15 protein-coding genes are annotated in these 21,183 nt (G+C 52.2%); 5 read left to right on the top strand and 10 right to left on the bottom strand.

The window, feature by feature from the left end:
* Positions 1-40 precede the first annotated feature (40 nt).
* Complete coding sequence (locus tag AACS80_RS06555) at positions 41-3,322, bottom strand: DUF5107 domain-containing protein (protein ID WP_135410265.1); 3,282 nt, start codon at positions 3,320-3,322, stop codon at positions 41-43.
* A gap of 117 nt (positions 3,323-3,439) precedes the next feature.
* On the opposite strand from AACS80_RS06555, the gene AACS80_RS06550 reads away from it, so the two are divergent.
* Complete coding sequence (locus tag AACS80_RS06550; protein ID WP_135410266.1) at positions 3,440-4,633, top strand: ROK family protein; 1,194 nt, start codon at positions 3,440-3,442, stop codon at positions 4,631-4,633.
* Positions 4,634-4,830: 197 nt separating this feature from the next.
* Here the strand turns inward: AACS80_RS06550 and glyA are convergent, their stop codons facing one another.
* Positions 4,831-6,084, bottom strand: a complete 1,254-nt coding sequence (gene glyA / locus AACS80_RS06545; RefSeq protein ID WP_052909536.1) for a serine hydroxymethyltransferase — start codon at positions 6,082-6,084, stop codon at positions 4,831-4,833.
* A gap of 330 nt (positions 6,085-6,414) precedes the next feature.
* Between glyA and hmpA the strand changes: the two genes are divergently transcribed.
* Positions 6,415-7,605 carry an NO-inducible flavohemoprotein gene (gene hmpA / locus AACS80_RS06540; protein WP_130214657.1) on the top strand — a complete coding sequence of 397 codons (1,191 nt, stop codon included), beginning with the start codon at positions 6,415-6,417 and terminating at the stop codon, positions 7,603-7,605.
* Positions 7,606-7,648: 43 nt separating this feature from the next.
* On the opposite strand, the gene glnB is transcribed toward hmpA, so the two are convergent.
* From glnB to purL, 5 genes are all read right to left on the bottom strand, one after another.
* Entirely contained in the window at positions 7,649-7,987 is a 339-nt protein-coding gene (glnB, locus tag AACS80_RS06535; RefSeq protein WP_000717691.1) for a nitrogen regulatory protein P-II, read from the bottom strand.
* A gap of 60 nt (positions 7,988-8,047) precedes the next feature.
* On the bottom strand, positions 8,048-9,382 hold the full coding sequence (gene glrR / locus AACS80_RS06530; RefSeq protein ID WP_130207538.1) for a two-component system response regulator GlrR: 1,335 nt from the start codon (positions 9,380-9,382) through the stop codon (positions 8,048-8,050).
* Complete coding sequence (gene qseG, locus AACS80_RS06525) at positions 9,372-10,085, bottom strand: two-component system QseEF-associated lipoprotein QseG (protein WP_138183713.1); 714 nt, start codon at positions 10,083-10,085, stop codon at positions 9,372-9,374. The genes glrR and qseG overlap by 11 nt, the downstream gene beginning before the upstream one ends.
* Before the next feature lie 163 nt (positions 10,086-10,248).
* On the bottom strand, positions 10,249-11,676 hold the full coding sequence (gene qseE / locus AACS80_RS06520; RefSeq protein WP_138183712.1) for a two component system sensor histidine kinase QseE/GlrK: 1,428 nt from the start codon (positions 11,674-11,676) through the stop codon (positions 10,249-10,251).
* A gap of 596 nt (positions 11,677-12,272) precedes the next feature.
* A complete protein-coding gene (gene purL, locus AACS80_RS06515; RefSeq protein ID WP_138183711.1) occupies positions 12,273-16,160 on the bottom strand; it encodes a phosphoribosylformylglycinamidine synthase in 3,888 nt (1,295 codons plus the stop codon).
* A 257-nt stretch (positions 16,161-16,417) separates the two neighbouring features.
* Here purL and mltF point away from each other — a divergent pair, with 257 nt between their 5' ends.
* Entirely contained in the window at positions 16,418-17,974 is a 1,557-nt protein-coding gene (gene mltF, locus AACS80_RS06510; protein ID WP_131162555.1) for a membrane-bound lytic murein transglycosylase MltF, read from the top strand.
* On the opposite strand, the gene tadA is transcribed toward mltF, so the two are convergent.
* Positions 17,971-18,474, bottom strand: a complete 504-nt coding sequence (gene tadA / locus AACS80_RS06505; RefSeq protein WP_064526984.1) for a tRNA adenosine(34) deaminase TadA — start codon at positions 18,472-18,474, stop codon at positions 17,971-17,973. The genes mltF and tadA overlap by 4 nt on opposite strands.
* A gap of 57 nt (positions 18,475-18,531) precedes the next feature.
* Positions 18,532-19,167, bottom strand: a complete 636-nt coding sequence (gene yfhb / locus AACS80_RS06500) for a phosphatidylglycerophosphatase C (RefSeq protein WP_130222054.1) — start codon at positions 19,165-19,167, stop codon at positions 18,532-18,534.
* Positions 19,168-19,374: 207 nt separating this feature from the next.
* On the opposite strand from yfhb, the gene AACS80_RS06495 reads away from it, so the two are divergent.
* Positions 19,375-20,223 (top strand): MurR/RpiR family transcriptional regulator, encoded by an 849-nt coding sequence (locus AACS80_RS06495; protein WP_130207550.1) that lies wholly within the window; start codon positions 19,375-19,377, stop codon positions 20,221-20,223.
* A gap of 55 nt (positions 20,224-20,278) precedes the next feature.
* Positions 20,279-20,539 carry a 4Fe-4S dicluster ferredoxin YfhL gene (gene yfhL / locus AACS80_RS06490; RefSeq protein ID WP_001196283.1) on the top strand — a complete coding sequence of 87 codons (261 nt, stop codon included), beginning with the start codon at positions 20,279-20,281 and terminating at the stop codon, positions 20,537-20,539.
* A 193-nt stretch (positions 20,540-20,732) separates the two neighbouring features.
* On the opposite strand, the gene AACS80_RS06485 is transcribed toward yfhL, so the two are convergent.
* On the bottom strand, positions 20,733-20,813 hold the full coding sequence (locus AACS80_RS06485; protein WP_130207596.1) for a small toxic protein shoB: 81 nt from the start codon (positions 20,811-20,813) through the stop codon (positions 20,733-20,735).
* Positions 20,814-21,183 lie beyond the last annotated feature (370 nt).

The following is a 21,183-nucleotide window of genomic DNA, read 5'->3' as shown; positions in this document are numbered from 1 at the left end:
GCGGCAGCGCGTGCCGCTCAAATATTACAGTTAATAGGGTTTAGTGAACGCGGTTAAAAATAAAAGGCATCACGGTGGTGAATAATGCCGCTTTCGGCCAGGCCGGATTAATCGCAGTCAATTCAGCGCGAGCAGATTCGTATTGCGCAATCTCCCCTAGTCCCGCGGCCGCCAGCATCGCCACCATCAGGCATTTTTCTTTATGCTGCTGTTGTAAATCGCCATACAGCGACAACAAGTCAGGTTGCGAGACGGCAAAGAAATCCGCCTCGATACTGGTTTTCGCCATCTCTTGCGCCCACTGTTTCATTTCACTAAACAGTTGCTGTGCGGTTTGTTGTTCGCCCAGCAGTCGCAGCGCCATTCCTTGCCAGAAGAGATAATCAACCGGCTGATCGTTGTAATAACTGTGGATGTTAATGGTACGATCGCCGGTCGCCGCCAGACGTAAACAACGCGTCGCTTCAGTTTCATCGCCCTGAGCTTTGGCACATATCGCCTGCCAGAACCAGATGTCGTTGTCAGTTTGCCCCGGTAAACGGCCTTCGCTTAAATTCTCCGGATAGTGCAGCGCGGCATGAAGCAGTTCGCTGGCCTGCTGCGGTTGTCTGGCATCAAGGTGTTGCCAGGCGCGTAACATTTGGTTAAGGATAAACTGACTGGTGACCTTCCCTTCCCCGCCTTCCCACGGGTGGAATTTTCGCGTGGCGAGAATATCCGCCGCTTTGTCGGCCTGACCTGTGAGATGCCACAAATTGAGCAGTTCTGCGGTCATGTCGTCGCGTTTCAGAGCAATTTCCAGATTATTTTCCAGACGTGCCAGTCGTTTCTCCGGTGTGGCTCCGCTTAACTTATCCAGCAAATCCCGTTCGAAAAGCAGACGTGCATCCTGCGGCGCAAGCTGATAAGCATTATCAAGATAACGCGCGGCCAGCTCATAATCGTGTTGCTTATTCCACGCATGGATCGCTAACCCGCGCCAGCCGTCGGCAAACTCCGGTGACATCTCTACGCAACGCAGCCATAAAGAAATGGCTTTGTTGTAGCTACGCTTGTTGTAATAGAAGCAGGCCAGTAAATGACGGGCAAACCAGCACTCTTCAATACTCTCCAGCGCCGCCACTTCTTCCAGCGTATTCGGGAAACGGACAAACTGTGGGAAGACATCAATGGCTTTTGCGACCAGTTCGCCGCGTTCGGCTTTCGGCAGCAAGCTGGCTTGCAGGTAAAGCGGAAGCGTGCGCTGGCAGTCCAGTACGTTCAGCATCTCTGCCGCCAGGGCGGGCATTCCCCAGTTAATCAGTTGCCCGGCGGTCATCAGGGCGTTAACGTCGCGTCCCTGACACAGACCGCGCCACTGCGCGAGGGCTGATTCGCTACGACCATCGAACCAGTTCAGCCACCACAGAGTGGCGTTCAGCGGATAATCACGCAGCAGTTTCTCGCGCTGCAAACGCGCGTTGTCCTGACGACCACTTAACACCAGCAGCAGGTTATGCAGGCAAAGCACTTCCTGATTGGTTGGGCAGGCACGAAGACTTTGTTGGCAAAAATCCAGACCCGCGTCGAAGTTACCATTACGCGCAGCCAGCCGTGCCAGACCATAATAGCCGCCCGCTTTACTATTGCCGCTCCAGACCGCACGCCAGAAATCCTCTTCGGCCTGTTGATATTGTCCCTGACGTTCATAAGCACTGGCGCGAATCAAACTTGCCTGTCCACACTGCGGGTTTTTGTTCAGCGCATGTGCGCGTTTCAGCGCCTGACTGGCATACGCCACCGCTTGCGGGAAATCTGCGCGGTTATATTCCAGCATCGCCAGCGCCAGGTTACAGCGATAATCCAGCGGGTCCAGCGCCACGCCGCGCAGGTAGTAATCGAACGGTGAACGACTGGCGTGATGATATTGCTCCAGATGCTGACCGATAAACCAGGCTTCATCTGTACTGGCAATGTCTTGTGCAGCCAGTGGCGCTTTGGCAACGTCCGGCAACGGCAACTCTTGCGGCTGATGTTCCTGATAACTCAGTACAATATTGCCGTCAGCATCGGAAAGTTCGATGGTCAGTCTGTCAGGATTGATACCGTGCAACACGCCCTGGATGGCGGTCGCTGGTGTCAGGGCCACGGCATCATCGAGCAACGCGTTGCATTTGCCGATTTCGCGGATCGCCAGACGATATCCACTCAACGGGGAGATGGCATACAGCCCCCACTCAATCCCCCGCTCGCTACGCTGGAGTTTTATCACCGCATCGCGGGAGGCATTTTGCACCATGCCCAGAGAATGATAAGGCAGGAAATACTGCTCGAAACGCTTCTCTTCGTAAGCATCAAGCCAGGTAAAATCGGGCTGGTTATCGGCAAAAATACCGGTCATCAGTTCGATATACGGGCCGTTATTGTCAGTCAGGCTCTTATCCCACGCCTGGCCAAATTCACTGTGTCCCCAGCTCCACTGTTTTTTACCTGGCGCAATATGGTGGTTGGCAACGTGCAGCAAACCGCCATCTTCATCGTGACACCACGCACCGACAAAATCGTACTGCGATTTTTCGGCCATATATGAGGTTGGAACAGGCACATTTTTATAGCGAGAAATGTCCACTCCGGCGGAGTAGTCCACTTTGTAGTAGGTGCCGGTGGCGATGGGGAAAGCTGAAACAGCCCGTTTGCCGTGATCAAACACCGCAGTCACATCCGGCGGGAAAACGCTCTGATGCCCTTCACCACCTTTCACTGCCGGGTTGGCCCACCACAAGAAATGACGCGGCGTGGCGTTGCCGTTATAGACGCGGCTGGCGATTTCCAGCGCCGCCCGGTCAGGGCGCAGTGTGAAACCAGTCATCACTTGTAAACCGTGCATCGGCTCCGTTTCGCCGACCCACACCGTCTGTGCGCCGTCGTCATGGGCTTCGATGGTGAAATCAACGGGCATAAAGGTGGTCGGGCGATGGTGTTGTGGCCAGTTAAACTCAATCCCGCCCGAAATCCACGGCCCCAGCAGCCCCACCAGCGCCGGCTTAATGACTTCATTGTGATAGACAAAATCTCGCTGTTTCACTTTATCCCATGCGCGATGCACGCGACCGCCCAGTTCCGGCAGGATCATCACTTTGATGTAGTCGTTTTCCAGCCACACCGCCTGCCAGGATTTCAGGGTTTTCTGCTCGCTCAGCGTATCGGTCACGCCATAGGGATAAACCGCGCCGGACGATCCCTGATAAACGCGATTTTCCAGGAACATGGGATGTATATCCTGCGGCCCGGTTTCATAGGTCGGGATCTCAACGCGCTCTTGCCACACTTTTACTGGAGTCATGGTGCCCTCAATATTAACAAGACATACTGAATTAAAAGATTTGTGGCAGTGTATTGAACAATCTGGCACTGTTTTCGCGGAATAATCACGCAATTAACTAAACAAGGTTTAGTGAAGATGAGAGCCTGCATTAACAATCAACAGATCCGCCACCATAACAAATGCGTGATTCTGGAACTGCTGTACCGGCAAAAGCGTGCCAACAAGTCGACGCTGGCCCGGCTGGCGCAAATTTCAATTCCGGCGGTCAGTAATATTTTGCAGGAACTGGAAAACGAAAAGCGAGTGGTGAATATCGACGATGAAAGCCAGACGCGCGGGCATAGCAGCGGCACATGGCTGATTGCGCCGGAAGGTGACTGGACGCTATGCCTGAACGTGACGCCCACCAGCATTGAGTGCCAGGTCGCTAACGCTTGTTTAAGTCCGAAAGGCGAATTTGAATATTTTCAGATTGATGCACCGACACCGCAGGCACTGCTGTCCGAAATCGAAAAATGCTGGCATCGTCATCGCAAACTGTGGCCGGGCCGCACCATCAACCTGGCGCTGGCAATTCACGGTCAGGTTGATCCGGTAACTGGTGTATCGCAAACCATGCCGCAAGCCCCGTGGACCACGCCAGTTGAGGTGAAGTATCTGCTGGAAGAGAAGCTGGGCATTCGGGTGATGGTCGATAATGACTGCGTGATGCTGGCGCTGGCGGAGAAATGGCAAAATAATTCGCAGGGACGGGATTTCTGCGTGATCAACGTTGATTACGGCATTGGCTCGTCGTTCGTGATTAACGAGCAAATTTATCGCGGTAGTTTGTATGGTAGCGGGCAGATTGGTCACACCATTGTTAATCCGGATGGCGTCGCCTGCGACTGTGGACGTTATGGCTGCCTGGAAACCGTCGCCTCGTTAAGCGCATTAAAAAAACAGGCGCGAGTATGGCTAAAATCACAACCTGGCAATACTCAACTTGATCCAGAAAAACTGACTACAGCGCAATTAATCGCTGCCTGGCAGAGTGGAGAACAGTGGATCACCAGTTGGGTTGACCGCAGTGCCAACGCCATTGGTTTGAGTCTGTATAACTTCCTCAACATCCTCAATATTAATCAGATTTGGTTGTACGGTCGCAGCTGTGCCTTTGGTGAGAACTGGCTTAATACCATTATTCGCCAGACAGGATTTAACCCGTTCGACCGCGACGAAGGACCGAGCGTGAAAGCGACGCAAATTGGCTTCGGGCAATTAAGCCGCGCACAACAGGTGCTGGGAATTGGCTATTTGTATGTTGAGGCGCAGTTACGACAGATTTGATGGCGCGATAACGTAACAAGGCTTCCCGAAGGAAGCCTTGACGATCACAAACGTAAGATTGCCTGATGCGCTACGCTTATCAGGCCTACACGGATATTGCAATATATTGAATTTGCAAAGTTTTGTAGGCCGGATAAGGCGTTCACGCCGCATCCGGCATGAACAACGAGCACGTTGTCAGCAAATCACCGTTTCTCTTATGCGTAAACCGGGTAACGTGCGCAGATGTCGAGAACTTTACCTTTGATGCGCTCGATAACCGCTTCATCATTGATGCTGTCCAGCACGTCACACATCCAGCCAGCCAGTTCTTTCGCTTCTGCTTCTTTGAAGCCACGACGCGTAATCGCCGGAGTACCTACACGAATACCAGAAGTTACAAACGGGCTCTTCGGATCGTTCGGTACGCTGTTTTTGTTCACGGTGATATTGGCACGGCCCAGAGCGGCGTCTGCTTCTTTACCGGTCAGTTTTTTATCAACCAGATCAACCAGGAACAGGTGGTTATCAGTACCGCCAGAAACCACTTTGTAGCCGCGTTCCAGGAACACTTCTACCATCGCTTTAGCGTTTTTCGCGACCTGCTGCTGGTAAGTTTTGAACTCAGGCTCCATCGCTTCTTTCAGCGCTACTGCTTTACCCGCAATAACGTGCATCAGCGGACCGCCCTGACCACCAGGGAAAACGGCAGAGTTCAGTTTTTTGTACAGTTCTTCGCTACCGCCTTTCGCCAGGATCAGGCCGCCGCGCGGACCCGCCAGGGTTTTGTGAGTAGTGGTAGTCACTACGTGAGCATGAGGAACCGGGTTCGGGTAGACGCCAGCAGCAACCAGGCCCGCAACGTGCGCCATATCAACGAACAGGTAAGCACCGATGCTGTCAGCGATTTCACGCATTTTCGCCCAGTCAACCACGCCGGAATATGCAGAGAAACCACCGATAATCATTTTCGGTTTGTGTTCTTTGGCTTGTTTTTCCAGATCGGCGTAGTCGATATGGCCGGTAGCATCAATACCGTAAGGAACGATGTTGTACAGTTTACCGGAGAAGTTAACCGGAGAACCGTGAGTCAGGTGACCGCCATGCGCCAGGTTCATACCCAGAACGGTATCACCTGGTTCCAGCAGCGCGGTGTAGACCGCAAAGTTAGCCTGGGAGCCGGAGTGCGGCTGAACGTTAGCGTAATCAGCGCCGAACAGTTCTTTCGCGCGATCGATCGCCAGTTGTTCGACGATATCAACATACTCGCAACCGCCGTAGTAGCGCTTGCCCGGATAACCTTCAGCATATTTATTGGTCAGCTGAGAACCCTGCGCCTGCATTACGCGCGGGCTGGTGTAGTTTTCGGAGGCGATCAGTTCGATGTGCTCTTCCTGACGTACTTTTTCCTGCTCCATAGCCTGCCACAGTTCGGCATCATAATCGGCAATGTTCATTTCACGCTTTAACATCCGCATCTCCTGACTCAGCTAACAATAAAATTTTTTCGCCTAATTTTGGCGGTCCTGATGGACAACGGCGAACAGTATAACCGAATCATTGTGCGATAACAGGTCTTGACAAAGGAATTTACGCAAACGATTACCTTCAAGCTATGCAAGGCTTTGGAGAATAAAGGGCCTGCAACCGGAAACGGATTTCTTTTCAGGTTTGTGATGCAAATTTTTCACTTCATCACATTCTTGATGAAAAACACCAAAAGAACCATTTACAGTGCAGGGCTATTTTTTATAAGATGCATTTGAGATACATCAATTAAGATGCAAAAAAAGGAAGACCATATGCTTGACGCTCAAACCATCGCTACAGTAAAAGCCACCATCCCTTTACTGGTGGAAACAGGGCCAAAGTTAACCGCCCATTTCTACGACCGTATGTTTACTCATAACCCAGAACTCAAAGAAATTTTTAACATGAGTAACCAGCGTAATGGCGATCAACGTGAAGCCCTGTTTAACGCTATTGCCGCCTACGCCAGTAATATTGAAAACCTGCCTGCGCTGCTGCCAGCGGTAGAAAAAATCGCGCAGAAGCACACCAGTTTCCAGATCAAACCGGAACAGTACAACATCGTTGGCGAACACCTGTTGGCGACCCTGGACGAAATGTTCAGCCCAGGCCAGGAAGTGCTGGACGCGTGGGGTAAAGCCTATGGCGTACTGGCTAATGTATTTATCAATCGCGAGGCGGAAATCTATAACGAAAACGCCAGCAAAGCCGGTGGCTGGGAAGGTACTCGCGATTTCCGCATTGTGGCTAAAACGCCGCGCAGCGCGCTTATCACCAGCTTCGAACTGGAACCGGTCGACGGTGGCGCAGTGGCAGAATACCGTCCAGGACAGTATCTCGGCGTTTGGCTGAAACCAGAAGGTTTCCCGCATCAGGAAATTCGTCAGTACTCTTTGACTCGCAAACCTGATGGCAAAGGCTATCGTATTGCGGTGAAACGCGAAGATGGCGGGCAGGTATCCAACTGGCTGCACAATCACGCCAACGTTGGCGATGTCGTGAAACTGGTCGCTCCGGCGGGTGATTTCTTTATGGATGTGACAGATGACACGCCGGTAACACTGATCTCTGCGGGTGTAGGGCAAACGCCAATGCTGGCTATGCTCGATACGCTGGCAAAAGCAGGCCATAACGCCCAGGTAAACTGGTTCCACGCGGCAGAAAATGGCGATGTTCACGCCTTTGCTGATGAAGTTAAGGAACTGGGGCAAGCACTACCGCGCTTTACCGCGCATACCTGGTATCGCCAGCCGAGCGAAGCCGATCGCGCTAAAGGTCAGTTTGATAGCGAAGGCCTGATGGATTTGAGCAAACTGGAAGGTGCGTTCAGCGATCCGGCCATGCAGTTCTATCTCTGCGGTCCGGTTGGCTTCATGCAGTTTGCCGCGAAACAGTTAGTGGACCTGGGTGTGAAGCAGGAAAACATTCATTACGAATGCTTTGGCCCGCATAAAGTGCTGTGATTTGATGTTGCCGGATGGAAACATCCGGCAACCATGACGCGGTTTAAATCGCCGCGTCGTCCTCTTCGCCGGTACGGATACGAATGACCCGTGCCACGTCAAAGACGAAAATTTTACCGTCACCAATTTTACCGGTTTGCGCCGTACGAATAATCGTGTCTACGCAGATATCGACAATGTCGTCCGGCACGACGATCTCAATTTTCACCTTCGGCAGAAAATCCACCATATATTCCGCACCGCGATACAGCTCAGTGTGGCCTTTCTGACGCCCAAAGCCTTTCACTTCGGTCACGGTCATGCCGGTAATACCGACTTCGGCCAGTGCTTCACGGACATCGTCCAGCTTGAAGGGTTTAATAATCGCATCAATCTTTTTCATGCTATTCCTTGAAAAGGTCGCCTGTCTTTTGATCTGCTAAACGTAACACATTACACCGATTCATTCCTTGAAATCGTTTGCATCCAGCTCGTGTCGGGAAAGCAGTTTATAAAATTCTGTCCGGTTGCGCCCCGCCATTCTCGCCGCGTGAGTGACGTTGCCTTTAGTGATTTGCAGCAGCTTGCGCAGGTAGTTGAGTTCAAACTGATTACGCGCCTCAACAAAGGTGGGCAGCGCCGTGTTTTCGCCCTCCAGCGCTTGCTCCACCAGCGCATCACTAATCACCGGAGATGATGTCAGCGCCACGCACTGTTCAATCACGTTCACCAACTGGCGCACATTTCCCGGCCAGCTGGCAGTCATCAGGCGTTTCATCGCATCCGTGGAGAACGCGCGGACAAACGGTTTATGCCGTACTGCTGCCTGACGCAATAAGTGGTTTGCCAGTAGCGGAATGTCTTCCGTGCGCTCCGCCAGTGCCGGAATTTTAAGGCTGACAACGTTGAGGCGGTAATAGAGATCTTCGCGAAATTCCCCGCGCGCCATCGCTTTTGGTAAGTCGCGGTGGGTCGCAGAAATAATCCGCACGTCGATATCAATATCGCGGTTACTGCCCAGCGGGCGGACTTTTCGCTCCTGCAATACGCGCAGCAATTTTACCTGTAACGGCGTAGGCATATCGCCAATCTCATCGAGAAACAGCGTACCGCCTTCCGCCGCCTGGAATAAACCTTCGCGATTGCTGACGGCACCAGTAAACGCGCCGCGTGCATGACCAAACAGCTCCGACTCCAGCAACTGCTCGGGCAATGCGCCACAGTTAATGGCAATAAACGGCTTGCTGTTACGCGGGCTGGCGTTGTGGATAGCCTGGGCAAAAATCTCTTTCCCGGTGCCGCTCTGACCGTTAATCAAAACGCTAACGTCTGATTGCGCCACCAGCCGCGCCTGTTCCAGCAAACGCAGCATCAGCGGGCTGCGAGTGACAATCGCCTCGCGCCAACGTTCGTCGGTGGCTGGGGCGGATTGCTCCAGCGCATCATCAATTGCCTGATATAACGCGTCTTTATCGACGGGCTTAGTGAGGAAACTAAACACGCCCTGCTGTGTCGCGGCAACGGCATCGGGAATGGAACCATGCGCGGTGAGGATGATTACCGGCATACCTGGCTGCACTTTCTGGATTTCAGCAAACAGTTGCATACCATCCATTTCATCCATCCGCAGGTCGCTGATGACTAAATCCACTTTTTCACGATTCAGTATCCGCAGCCCCTCGGCACCACTTTCTGCCGTGACCACGCTGTAGCCTTCGCTGGTCAGGCGCAGGCCAAGTAATTTCAGTAATCCCGGATCGTCATCGACCAATAATAAATGCGCAGGTTTATGGCTCATCAGGGGTGACCTCATGGGTGGATGGCGCGTTTTTTTCACTCTCGTGCGGCGTGTCCGGTGGGAAATTTCCGGCCGGTTTGCGAGTCGAGAGTTGGCGTTCAATATCCGTCAGGTTCTCCAGCTTGCGGGTGGTAAGTTCCAGTTGTTGCTGTAGAACGTGATGCTGCTGGCGCAGGGCGTCCAGTTCGCTGTCGCTGGATTGCTGGAGTTTACTGTAACGTAGGCGCTCTTCCGCCAGTTGCAGTTGCAGCGCCTGTCCGTCGCGCCAGAGTTGATACAACGGGCGAACCTGCGCCGGGATCTCTGTACTTAACGCATCAATGCGCGCGACCAGTTGGCGGCGCTCAAAAGGCGTGATTTTGGCATCGGCAAGCAAAATCCCCTGCTTAAAGGTATTTTGCCAGCTGCCATCACCATACTTGCGCGCTTCCTGACGCGACTGCGCTGGCATCAAGCGGTTGGCGCAATCCATCGCCCGTAGCCAGTAAAGCGGGTTAGTTTCAGTTGATTTACCTTGCAGCGCCCAGATGTCGCTACATTCAGTAGGAAGATAATCAGCCAGTTGATAAACCGGGATTTTTTCTTCCACTGGCGCATTAATGGCTGGCTTATTGTGATTCTGCACGCAGCCCAGCAGCGCCAGACAAGGCAACCCTGCCAGCCACAGCCGTCGGGATAAAAATCGTTGAAAAATGTGTCGCATATTCACCAGACTCAGAGCCTATCCCAGTGGGCGTAATTGTTGCAGGCAGTTTGGACACGGACAGCGCGGAGAAACCGGAGCGTACACGTAGTACGTGAGGATTTCGAGCACTGCCCGGGGCCGAACTGGCAAATAAAATAGCCTAATGGGATAGGCCTTAACATTATTTCGTGTTTTTCGACGAAGGCAATTCAATGCGGAAGCAAACGTCTTGCCCGCTCTCGTCGACCAGATACAGTTCCCCCTGCATACGGCGAATACAATCCCTGGCAATGCTTAATCCCAGACCGCTCCCCTTCACCGCCCCTTTTCGCTGGTGACTTCCCTGAAAAAAGGGTTCGAAGATCATGGCGCGTTCCTCTTGCGGAATGGGCGTGCCTGTATTGGTGACATCAATATAAACCCGTGCGCCATGTAAACTGCTGCGAAGGCAAATGTTACCGGATTCAGCCCCGTAGTGCACCGCATTGGAGTAAAGATTATCCAGCACGCTCATCAGCAACATGGGTTCCGCCAGGCATGCTGTTGCCTTGAGATCAACGTCGGTATGCATCATTTTAGTCCGAGCTGGCAGACTGTGAGCGGAAACTACCGTCTCCACCAACGGTGCTAACTCAACATTCTCCAGTTCCACCGCGCCATCTGCCTGTTTACGGTTGTAATCAAGCAGTTGTTCTATCAGTTTTTGCAAATTGCGGCTGCTGCTATCAAGGATGCTCACCACCTCTTTTTGCTCTGGCGTAAGCGGCCCGACAACCTGGTCAGCCAGTAATTCAGTGCCCTCGCGCATACTCGCCAGTGGCGTTTTTAATTCATGAGATAAATGTCTTAAAAATTGATGGCGCTGGGATTCCAGCCATGACAGGCGTTCACTTAACCAAAGAATACGTTGCCCTACCGAGCGTAACTCGCTCGGTCCACTAAACGAGACGCTATTACCCAGTGAGCGTCCTTCCCCCAGACGGTTGATCATCCGCTCGATATTTTTCACCGGACCAATAATCATTCGGGTGAAAAGCAGCACCATTATCAGACTCACCAGAAACAACACCAGTGACTGCCAGCCGAAATACTGCCCGCGTTCGGCTATCTCTCGCTGGAGTTGCTGCCCGCGTGAAAACACCACGGTGCGCGTGGCCTGTACCATTTCGGCATTGGCATTGGCAAAAGCTTCCAGACGCGCGGCAGCCGCCGCATCCGGCCCACTGTTGTTACACTGGAGTTGGGCAAGATTGTTCAAATCCTGACGCAATGCCTGGTAAAGTTTATCGTCCGGCAGCACGCCAGCGTGGGCATCGAGCATTTCGCTGTAACGTTTACGCTGGCTTTGATAGACCTTCGCCAGGGTTGAGTCGTCCAGCACGCAATACTGACGGTAGCTACGCTCCATCTCCAGTGCCGCATTAGTCATTGCCTCACTGCGCCGGGCGTCAATAAGCGTTGTGCGATTGACCAGCGCCGCCTGATCGCTAAGCGCATTAAGGCTTTGCCAGGCTTGCCATGCCAGTACCAGCAGAGGCAGCAGAATCAGCAAGAATGCCAGCATGACTAATTGTCGTAATGAACGGGGAAAAACAGGCCAGCGTTTCAAGGTGTTACTCTCGTCAGACGCGAATAGCCTGATGCTAACCGAGGGGGAGTTCAGATACAACAAAGCCGGGAATTACCCGGCTTTGTTGTGGAATAAGGCGGTGCCTAACTCGACGTTTCGCCCGATGGTTGATATAGCTACGCTGATATCAGAAGTTGGACGGCAGGCACCTTGTTGTGCGTCATTCGAATTTTATGTAGCACGTCCCGAAGGGGCTGACATAAGTGGGTGAATGAGCCACTGGTTATTATTATGCAGTAACTGTGCCAATAAATAAAATGGTTTGATAACGTACTGATAAAACATAGCTTTAATGGATTAATGGCTGTTCCACTGGTTGACTATAAATCAGCCAGTGTGTCGCTTAAAAGAGACGCCCAAAGCTTAAATTATTCGTTTTAAATTAAATCAATAAGTTATATGTCACCTATAAGCGACACGGCAAACCACCCATTGTCGTGATTTACAGACACAAAAAAAGCTCCCGGAGTTGGGAGCTTATAATTGTTGGCGAAGTGGTTGTGTGTAATGCCGGATGCGGCGTGAAAGCCTTATCCGACCTACAAAACAATGGGTTGCGTGGAATTTCCGCAGCCTTACCCCAGCTGCTTACGCGCATTACGGAAAATACGCATCCATGGGCCATCCTCGCCCCAGTTTTCCGGATGCCAGGAGTTGCTGACAGTACGGAAAACACGTTCCGGGTGCGGCATCATAATGGTGACACGACCGCTTTCGGTAGTGACCGCCGTAATACCGTTCGGGGAACCGTTCGGGTTAGCCGGGTAGGTTTCGGTGACTTTGCCGAAATTATCGACATAGCGCAGCGCAACCAGCCCTTTGCTTTCCAGTGCCGCCAGATGCGCCGCGTCGCGTACTTCAACGCGCCCTTCACCGTGAGACACAGCAATCGGCATCTGCGAGCCCACCATCCCCTGCAACAGCAGAGACGGGCTTTGGGTCACTTCAACCAGGCTGAAACGCGCTTCAAAGCGATCGGAGGTGTTACGCACGAAACGAGGCCACAGCTCGCTACCTGGGATCAGCTCACGCAGATTAGACATCATCTGGCAACCGTTACATACCCCCAGCGCCAGCGTTTGCGGACGATGGAAGAAGGTTGCAAACTCATCGCGTACACGGTTGTTGAACAGAATAGACTTCGCCCAACCTTCACCGGCACCCAGCACATCACCGTAGGAGAAACCACCGCACGCGACCAGGGCGTGGAAATCCTCCAGACCAGTGCGTCCAGCCAGCAGATCGCTCATATGCACGTCGATAGCATCGAAGCCCGCACGATGGAAAGCTGCCGCCATTTCAACATGCGAGTTCACGCCTTGCTCACGCAGTACGGCAACTTTCGGGCGCGCGCCAGTAGCGATAAACGGAGCTGCTACATCTTCGTTAATATCGAACGACAGTTTCACATTCAGGCCCGGATCAGCGTCGTTGGATTTCGCCTGATGTTCCTGATCGGCGCACTCCGGGTTGTCACGCAGGCGCTGCATCTGCCAGGTGGTTTCTGCCCACCAGACACGCAACGTAGTACGGCTTTCGCTGAATACAGCCTGCCCGTTGGCGGTAATCACAAAACGGTCACCGGAAACCGCCTGGCCAACATAATGGACGCACTCAGCAAGGCCATGCTGTGCCAGTACCGCTTCGACCGCTTCACGGTCAGCGGCACGAACCTGAATCACCGCTCCCAGTTCTTCGTTAAACAACGCCGCCAGGCGATCGTCGCCCAGAGAGGCGATATCCGCTTCAATGCCGCAATGACCGGCAAATGCCATTTCCGCCAGCGTCACCAACAGACCACCATCAGAGCGGTCGTGGTACGCGAGCAGCTTACGCTGTGCAACCAGCGCCTGAATCGCGTCATAGAAGCCTTTCAGTTGTGCGACGTCGCGCACATCAGCCGGTTTGTCGCCAAGCTGACGATAAACCTGCGCCAGCGCCGTTGCGCCCAGCGCATTATTGCCAAGGCCCAGATCAATCAGCAACAGTGCGTTATCTTCGGTAGAAAGCTGCGGCGTGATGGTGTGACGCACATCTTCCACGCGGGCAAATGCAGAAATCACCAGCGACAGCGGCGACGTCATTTCACGCTCTTCGTTACCTTCCTGCCAGCGGGTTTTCATCGACATAGAGTCTTTACCCACCGGGATCGTCAGGCCCAGCACCGGACAAAGCTCTTCACCCACGGCTTTAACAGCTTCATACAGGCCAGCATCTTCGCCAGGGTGGCCTGCCGCCGCCATCCAGTTGGCGGAAAGTTTAATGCGTTTGATATCGCCAATTTGTGTTGCGGCGATGTTGGTTAACGCTTCACCGACCGCCAGACGGGCAGAAGCGGCGAAATCCAGCAGCGCAACTGGCGCACGTTCGCCAATTGCCATCGCTTCACCGTAGTAGCTGTCGAGGCTGGCAGTAGTGACCGCACAGTTAGCGACCGGCACCTGCCACGGGCCAACCATCTGATCGCGCGCCACCATGCCGGTTACGCTACGGTCGCCAATGGTCACAAGGAAGGTTTTCTCCGCCACGGTCGGCAGATGCAGCACACGTTTCACCGCGTCAGCAATGGTGATCCCTTCACGGACCAGCGCGTCGCCTTTCGCTTTCAGCGTTTGCACATCGCGGGTCATCTTCGGTGTTTTACCAAGCAGTACGTCCAGCGGCAGATCGATCGGCTGATTATCAAAATGACGATCGTGTAGGGAGAGATGCAGTTCTTCGGTCGCTTCACCAATCACCGCGTAGGGCGCGCGTTCACGCTTACACAGTTCGTCAAACAGCGGTAACTGATCGGCAGCAACCGCCAGCACGTAACGTTCCTGGGATTCGTTACACCAGATTTCCAGCGGGCTCATGCCCGGTTCGTCGCTCAGGATGTCGCGCAGTTCAAATTTACCGCCGCGCCCGCCGTCGCTTACCAGTTCCGGCATCGCGTTAGAAAGACCGCCTGCGCCAACGTCGTGGATAAACAGGATTGGGTTGGCATCACCAAGCTGCCAGCAACGGTCGATCACTTCCTGGCAACGACGTTCCATTTCCGGGTTGTCGCGCTGAACAGAAGCAAAGTCGAGGTCGGCATCAGATTGACCAGACGCCATAGAAGACGCTGCACCGCCGCCAAGACCAATGTTCATAGCCGGACCGCCGAGAACGACCAGCTTCGCACCAACGTTGATCTCGCCTTTTTGTACGTGATCGGCGCGAATGTTGCCGATCCCGCCCGCCAGCATGATCGGTTTGTGATAACCGCGCAGCTCTTCGCCGTTGTGGCTGTTCACTTTTTCTTCATAAGTACGGAAGTAGCCGTTCAGTGCCGGACGACCAAATTCGTTGTTAAATGCCGCGCCGCCCAGCGGACCTTCGGTCATGATGTCCAGCGCGGTGACAATGCGCTCAGGCTTACCGAAATCTTCTTCCCACGGCTGTTCAAAGCCAGGAATACGCAGGTTGGAAACGGAGAAACCGACCAGACCGGCTTTCGGCTTCGCGCCGCGTCCGGTGGCGCCTTCATCACGGATTTCACCACCAGACCCCGTCGCCGCGCCCGGCCACGGAGAAATCGCCGTCGGGTGATTGTGAGTTTCGACTTTCATCAGAATATGCGCCGGTTCCTGATGGAAATCGTAGCGGCCCGTTTCGTGGTCAGCAAAGTAGCGGCCTACTTCAGAACCTTCCATCACCGCGGCGTTATCTTTATACGCAGAGAGAACGTGATCCGGCGTGGTTTCGAAGGTATTTTTGATCATCTTGAACAGCGATTTCGGCTGCTGTTCACCGTCGATAATCCAGTCGGCGTTAAAAATTTTGTGGCGGCAGTGCTCAGAGTTCGCCTGGGCGAACATATACAGCTCGATGTCGTTCGGATTACGACCAAGCTTTGTGAAAGCATCCTGCAGATAGTCAATTTCATCGTCCGCCAGTGCCAGGCCGAGACGCAGGTTAGCGTCGATCAGCGCCTGACGGCCCTGCCCCAGTAAATCAACGCTGGTGACTGGAGTCGGTTGATGATGCGCAAACAGCTGCTCTGCATCATCTAAAGCAAAAAAGACCGTTTCCATCATACGGTCGTGTAGTTCAGCGGTAACCTGCTGCCACTGTTCATTGGTCAGCGTAGCGGCTTCTACATAGTAAGCCACGCCGCGCTCAAGGCGGTTTACCTGTTGCAGCCCGCAGTTATGGGCGATATCGGTCGCTTTTGAAGACCAGGGAGAGATGGTGCCTGGGCGCGGGGTCACCAGCAGTAATTTGCCTTCCGGGGCATGGCTGGCGAGTGCCGGACCATATTTCAACAGGCGTTCAAGTTGCGCGTGCGCTTCTTCGTTTAACGGCGCATTGAGGTCAGCAAAATGGACATACTCGGCGTAAATGTTGTGAACCGGGAGCCTGGCAGCCTGAAAACGCGCCAGCAGTTTATTGATTCGGAATGCCGACAGTGCAGGCGAACCACGCAGAATTTCCATCATAAGTCTCTCGTCTTCTAAGCTTTCGGTGTACCCAAGGGGGGGAAACGGGCGTCATTATAAAGAATCTGCTGCGCTGACGAAACCGTTTGCGTGGAAATAAAATCACCATCGTGAATTAGCAACGCGTGCCGCCAATGGCTGTAATAAGTTGCCAACTGGCACAGGTTTACGCAAAATGCCGCTCATTGATGATTATACCTTTGTTTAGCATATCGTTTTTTCAAGCCAGGACACGAACGACACAGAGAATTAACTAATTGAAAAAATTAAAGATTAATTATCTGTTCATTGGCATTCTGGCACTGCTTCTCGCGGTAGCTCTCTGGCCATCTATTCCTTGGTTTGGTAAAGCCGACAACCGTATCGCCGCCATTCAAGCGCGGGGAGAATTGCGCGTGAGCACCATTCATACTCCCCTCACATGGAATGAGATTAACGGTAAATCTTCCGGGCTGGATTATGAGTTGGCCAAACAATTTGCCGACTACCTCGGCGTGAAACTGAAAGTGACCGTACGGCAGAATATCAGCCAGTTGTTTGACGATCTCGACAACGGCAACGCCGACCTGCTGGCAGCAGGTCTGGTTTATAACAGTGAGCGGGTAAAAAACTATCAGCCTGGTCCTACCTATTATTCCGTTTCACAACAACTGGTTTACAAAGTGGGTCAATATCGCCCACGCACGCTGGGCAATTTGACGGCGGAACAGCTCTCCATCGCACCTGGACACGTCGTCGTTAACGATCTACAAAGACTGAAAGAAACTAAATTCCCGGATTTAAGCTGGAAGGTGGACGACAAAAAAGGCTCAGCGGAATTACTGGAAGATGTCATCGGAGGTAAGCTGGATTACACCATTGCTGATTCTGTCGCCATCAGCCTGTTCCAGCGAGTTCACCCGGAACTCGCCGTGGCACTCGATATCACCGATGAACAACCAGTGACCTGGTTTAGCCAGTTAGATGACGATAATACCCTTTCCGCAGCTCTGCTCGACTTCTTCAACAAAATGAATGAGGACGGCACGCTGGCACGCATTGAAGAGAAATACCTGGGGCATGGCGATGATTTTGATTATGTCGATACGCGCACATTTTTACGCGCCGTCGATGCGGTGCTGCCACAATTAAAACCTTTGTTTGAGAAATACGCCGAGGAAATTGACTGGCGTTTGCTGGCGGCTATTGCTTACCAGGAATCACATTGGGACGCGCAGGCCACCTCGCCGACCGGTGTGCGCGGCATGATGATGTTGACCAAAAATACCGCGCAAAGCCTGGGCATTACCGATCGTACCGATGCTGAACAAAGCATCAGCGGCGGCGCGCGTTATTTGCAGGATATGATGAGTAAAGTGCCGGAAAGCGTGCCAGAAAATGAACGGATTTGGTTTGCGCTCGCCGCTTACAATATGGGTTATGCGCATATGCTGGATGCTCGCGCCCTGACGGCAAAAACCAAAGGTAATCCAGACAGTTGGACCGATGTTAAACAACGTCTGCCTTTACTTAGCCAGAAACCCTATTACAGCAAGCTGACTTACGGTTATGCGCGGGGACATGAAGCTTACGCCTATGTCGAGAATATCCGTAAGTATCAGATTAGTCTGGTGGGGTATCTGCAAGAGAAAGAAAAGCAGGCAACAGAAGCGGCGATGCAGCTGGCTCAGGATTATCCGGCAGTGTCGCCAACAGAATTGAGTAAAGGGAAATTTCCTTTTCTCTCGTTTCTTTCACAGTCGTCATCTAACTATCTGACACACTCCCCTTCGCTGCTGTTTTCCAGGAAGGGAAGTGAAAAGAAGCAAAATTAATCCGCAGAAGATTGCGCTTTTTTCTGCGCTTTGATTTCCTGACGGCGCATGCGAAAGAAGTCGCTGAGCAGCGCTGCACACTCTTCCGCCAATATCCCTTCCGTGATTTCCACCCGGTGATTCATGCCCGGATGGTGCAACACATCCATTAATGATCCGGCAGCCCCCGTTTTCGCATCTCGTGCACCAAAAACTACACGACCAATCCGGCTGTGAATCATCGCTCCGGCGCACATCACACACGGCTCCAGCGTGACATATAATGTGGCGTCGATCAGGCGATAATTTTGCATCACCAGACCGCCCTGACGCAGGGCCATGATTTCAGCGTGCGCGGTAGGATCATGCCGACCAATCGGACGATTCCAGCCCTCGCCGATTACCCGGTTGTTATGCACCAATACCGCGCCGACCGGTACTTCCCGCTCGTCCCAGGCACGCTTTGCCAGCGTCATGGCATGGCGCATCCAGTATTCGTGACTAAATTCGACTTCAGACAAAAAGAAAACTCCGGTTATAAAAGCGCGGCGCATTATACACGGACGCTATGCTTTACTCTATTCCAGTTGCTGGAGTTCACCGCGCGGGGTTACTCGCCAACGATGCTGGCAGAAATAAAGCAGCGGGTTGTCCTGATTACTGTCGCTGTAACCACTGTACAACCGCAGTGGCGTGCCGATTTTGCGTTCCAGTTGCGCGACCTTCTCATGCCCGAGGCAACGCATTGTCAATACCCAGCCGCCATAACCACGCTGAATTTGGCTGGCGATAAGATTCACCCGCGGTAACCAGGGCGTATCGAAATAGACCGCCTCAACCAGCGGCTGTGGAGAACCGGTAATCAACCAGATATCAGCATCGGAACTGAGCAAGTAGGTGGTCAGGCGCTCTTGCACCAGCGGAAAGGCAGTAACATTGTCGCGAAACCAGTGTACAAAATCGGCTTGTAATGCCTGTAAACGCGCTTCGCTGTGACCAAAAGTGCATCCCCACAATAGCAGACTCATCGGCCAGCGCGCAGCACGGCCTTTTATCAATAATGCCATGGCAATAACCGGCAATAGCGGCAGGACAAGCAGTGTATTCAGCGGTTGGCGACGCAGTAAGTAGCGCAGAAAACTACCGAACATATCCTGTTGATGCAATGTTCCATCTAAGTCAAAAAACACCACACGACGCTCGTGAGTTGCCAAACCATACTCCTCTGGACTGAAACATCCTGATTAATCATCGCTACTACATAGCCTAACAGATAGATCATCACTTTTCCGGCAACAATCTACCGTATAATGCTGAATGGAATTTTTAATTCATAGATCTTACAAGCTATGGAATATAATATTCACTCGCTTATGTCTCATATTGCCTGTTGTCGCCATTATTTCATCGCGAGGAAAGATATGAACGGCTTACTTCGTATTCGTCAGCGTTACCAGCAGCTTGCCCAGAGTGATAAAAAACTGGCGGACTATCTCCTGCTACAACCTGATACGGCGCGCCATTTAAGTTCGCAGCAATTGGCCAACGAAGCTGGGGTCAGTCAATCCAGCGTGGTGAAATTCGCACAAAAACTCGGCTATAAAGGTTTTCCAGCCTTAAAACTGGCGTTAAGCGAAGCTCTGGCGAGCCAGCCGGAATCCCCTTCTGTCCCCATTCATAACCAAATTCGCGGTGATGATCCGCTGCGACTGGTGGGTGAAAAACTCATAAAAGAAAACACGGCAGCCATGTATGCGACGCTGAACGTTAACAGTGAAGAGAAATTGCATGAATGCGTGGTGATGCTGCGTTCTGCGAGGCGGATTATTTTAACTGGCATTGGTGCTTCGGGTCTGGTAGCGCAAAACTTTGCCTGGAAACTGATGAAGATTGGTTTCAATGCTGCCGCAGAACGCGATATGCATGCGTTGCTCGCTACTGTACAGGCATCTTCACCGGACGACCTGTTATTAGCCATCTCTTACACTGGTGTACGACGTGAGTTAAATCTCGCGGCAGATGAGATGCTGCGCGTGGGTGGAAAGGTGCTGGCAATTACCGGTTTCACGCCGAATGCTCTGCAACAACGAGCGTCCCACTGCCTGTATACGATTGCCGAAGAACAGGCGACGAATAGTGCATCGATCTCCGCTTGTCACGCTCAGGGAATGCTTACAGATTTGCTGTTCATTGCGCTAATTCAGCAGGACCTGGAACTGGCCCCTGAGCGCATTCGCCACAGCGAGGCACTGGTGAAAAAACTGGTTTGAGCAAAGAATGCGCGTATAATGCCCGCCCGGTTTGTGTTGTTTTGAGAGTTTCCTTATGGCGCTGTTAATCACTAAAAAATGCATCAATTGTGATATGTGTGAACCTGAATGCCCGAATGAGGCGATTTCAATGGGTGATCATATCTACGAGATTAACAGCGATAAGTGTACCGAATGCGTAGGTCACTACGAGACGCCAACCTGCCAGAAGGTGTGTCCGATCCCTAATACTATTGTGAAGGATCCGGCGCATGTCGAGACAGAAGAGCAGTTGTGGGATAAATTTGTGCTAATGCATCACGCAGATAAAATTTAATATTCTGCTCCTGAAGTAGAATATTAATTATTTATAGACAAAAGCTTAACGCTATTATATTTATTAAAATGATGACAACAGCATAATCATTTATCAAATGAATTCATATAATATCTGCGCAGACGTTTATTTATAATTATTAAAGGCGCGCCTGGCTGGTTAACCTGACGCGCCTTAAGTACGTTTCCTTGTGTTATAAGAACAGAAGGATCAGCTGTAAAACAGCAATGATGACTTTAATGACCCGTTTAAACAGGTATCGACAATCAGCCATTCGTTTTTCCTTAAACAAGGAATGCAGCCGTTCAGATTAGCCCTTACATCTCCCCAAAACCGAACGTGCGAGTTATTGAGGATGCATGCTGCACTCCACACCAGAGCTTTGACGACACCACTCGTTTCAATGGGGGAATTCAGTGGCATGGTGTAAAGCACAGCAAAATCGCCAATAACGAAACCAATTTTAATGTACTTACGAATTTGCGGTCACGTTAATATTTCCATCAATATCGCTTTCTTCGTAAAGGCTCGAGTTTTTATGATAAAGATTGCAAGTTGCTTGTAAAAGATAACCACCCTGATCCATAATCGCTGTTGTTGAGGGTGCATGCTGTACAAAATTAAAGTTATAAAGTAAAACCCCC

The organism is Escherichia sp. E4385, from assembly GCF_963883145.1.
In the GTDB taxonomy this organism is placed as follows: Bacteria; Pseudomonadota; Gammaproteobacteria; order Enterobacterales; family Enterobacteriaceae; genus Escherichia.
The sequence above is the reverse complement of the archived record's forward strand: the minus strand, read 5'-3'. Positions and strand labels throughout refer to the sequence as shown.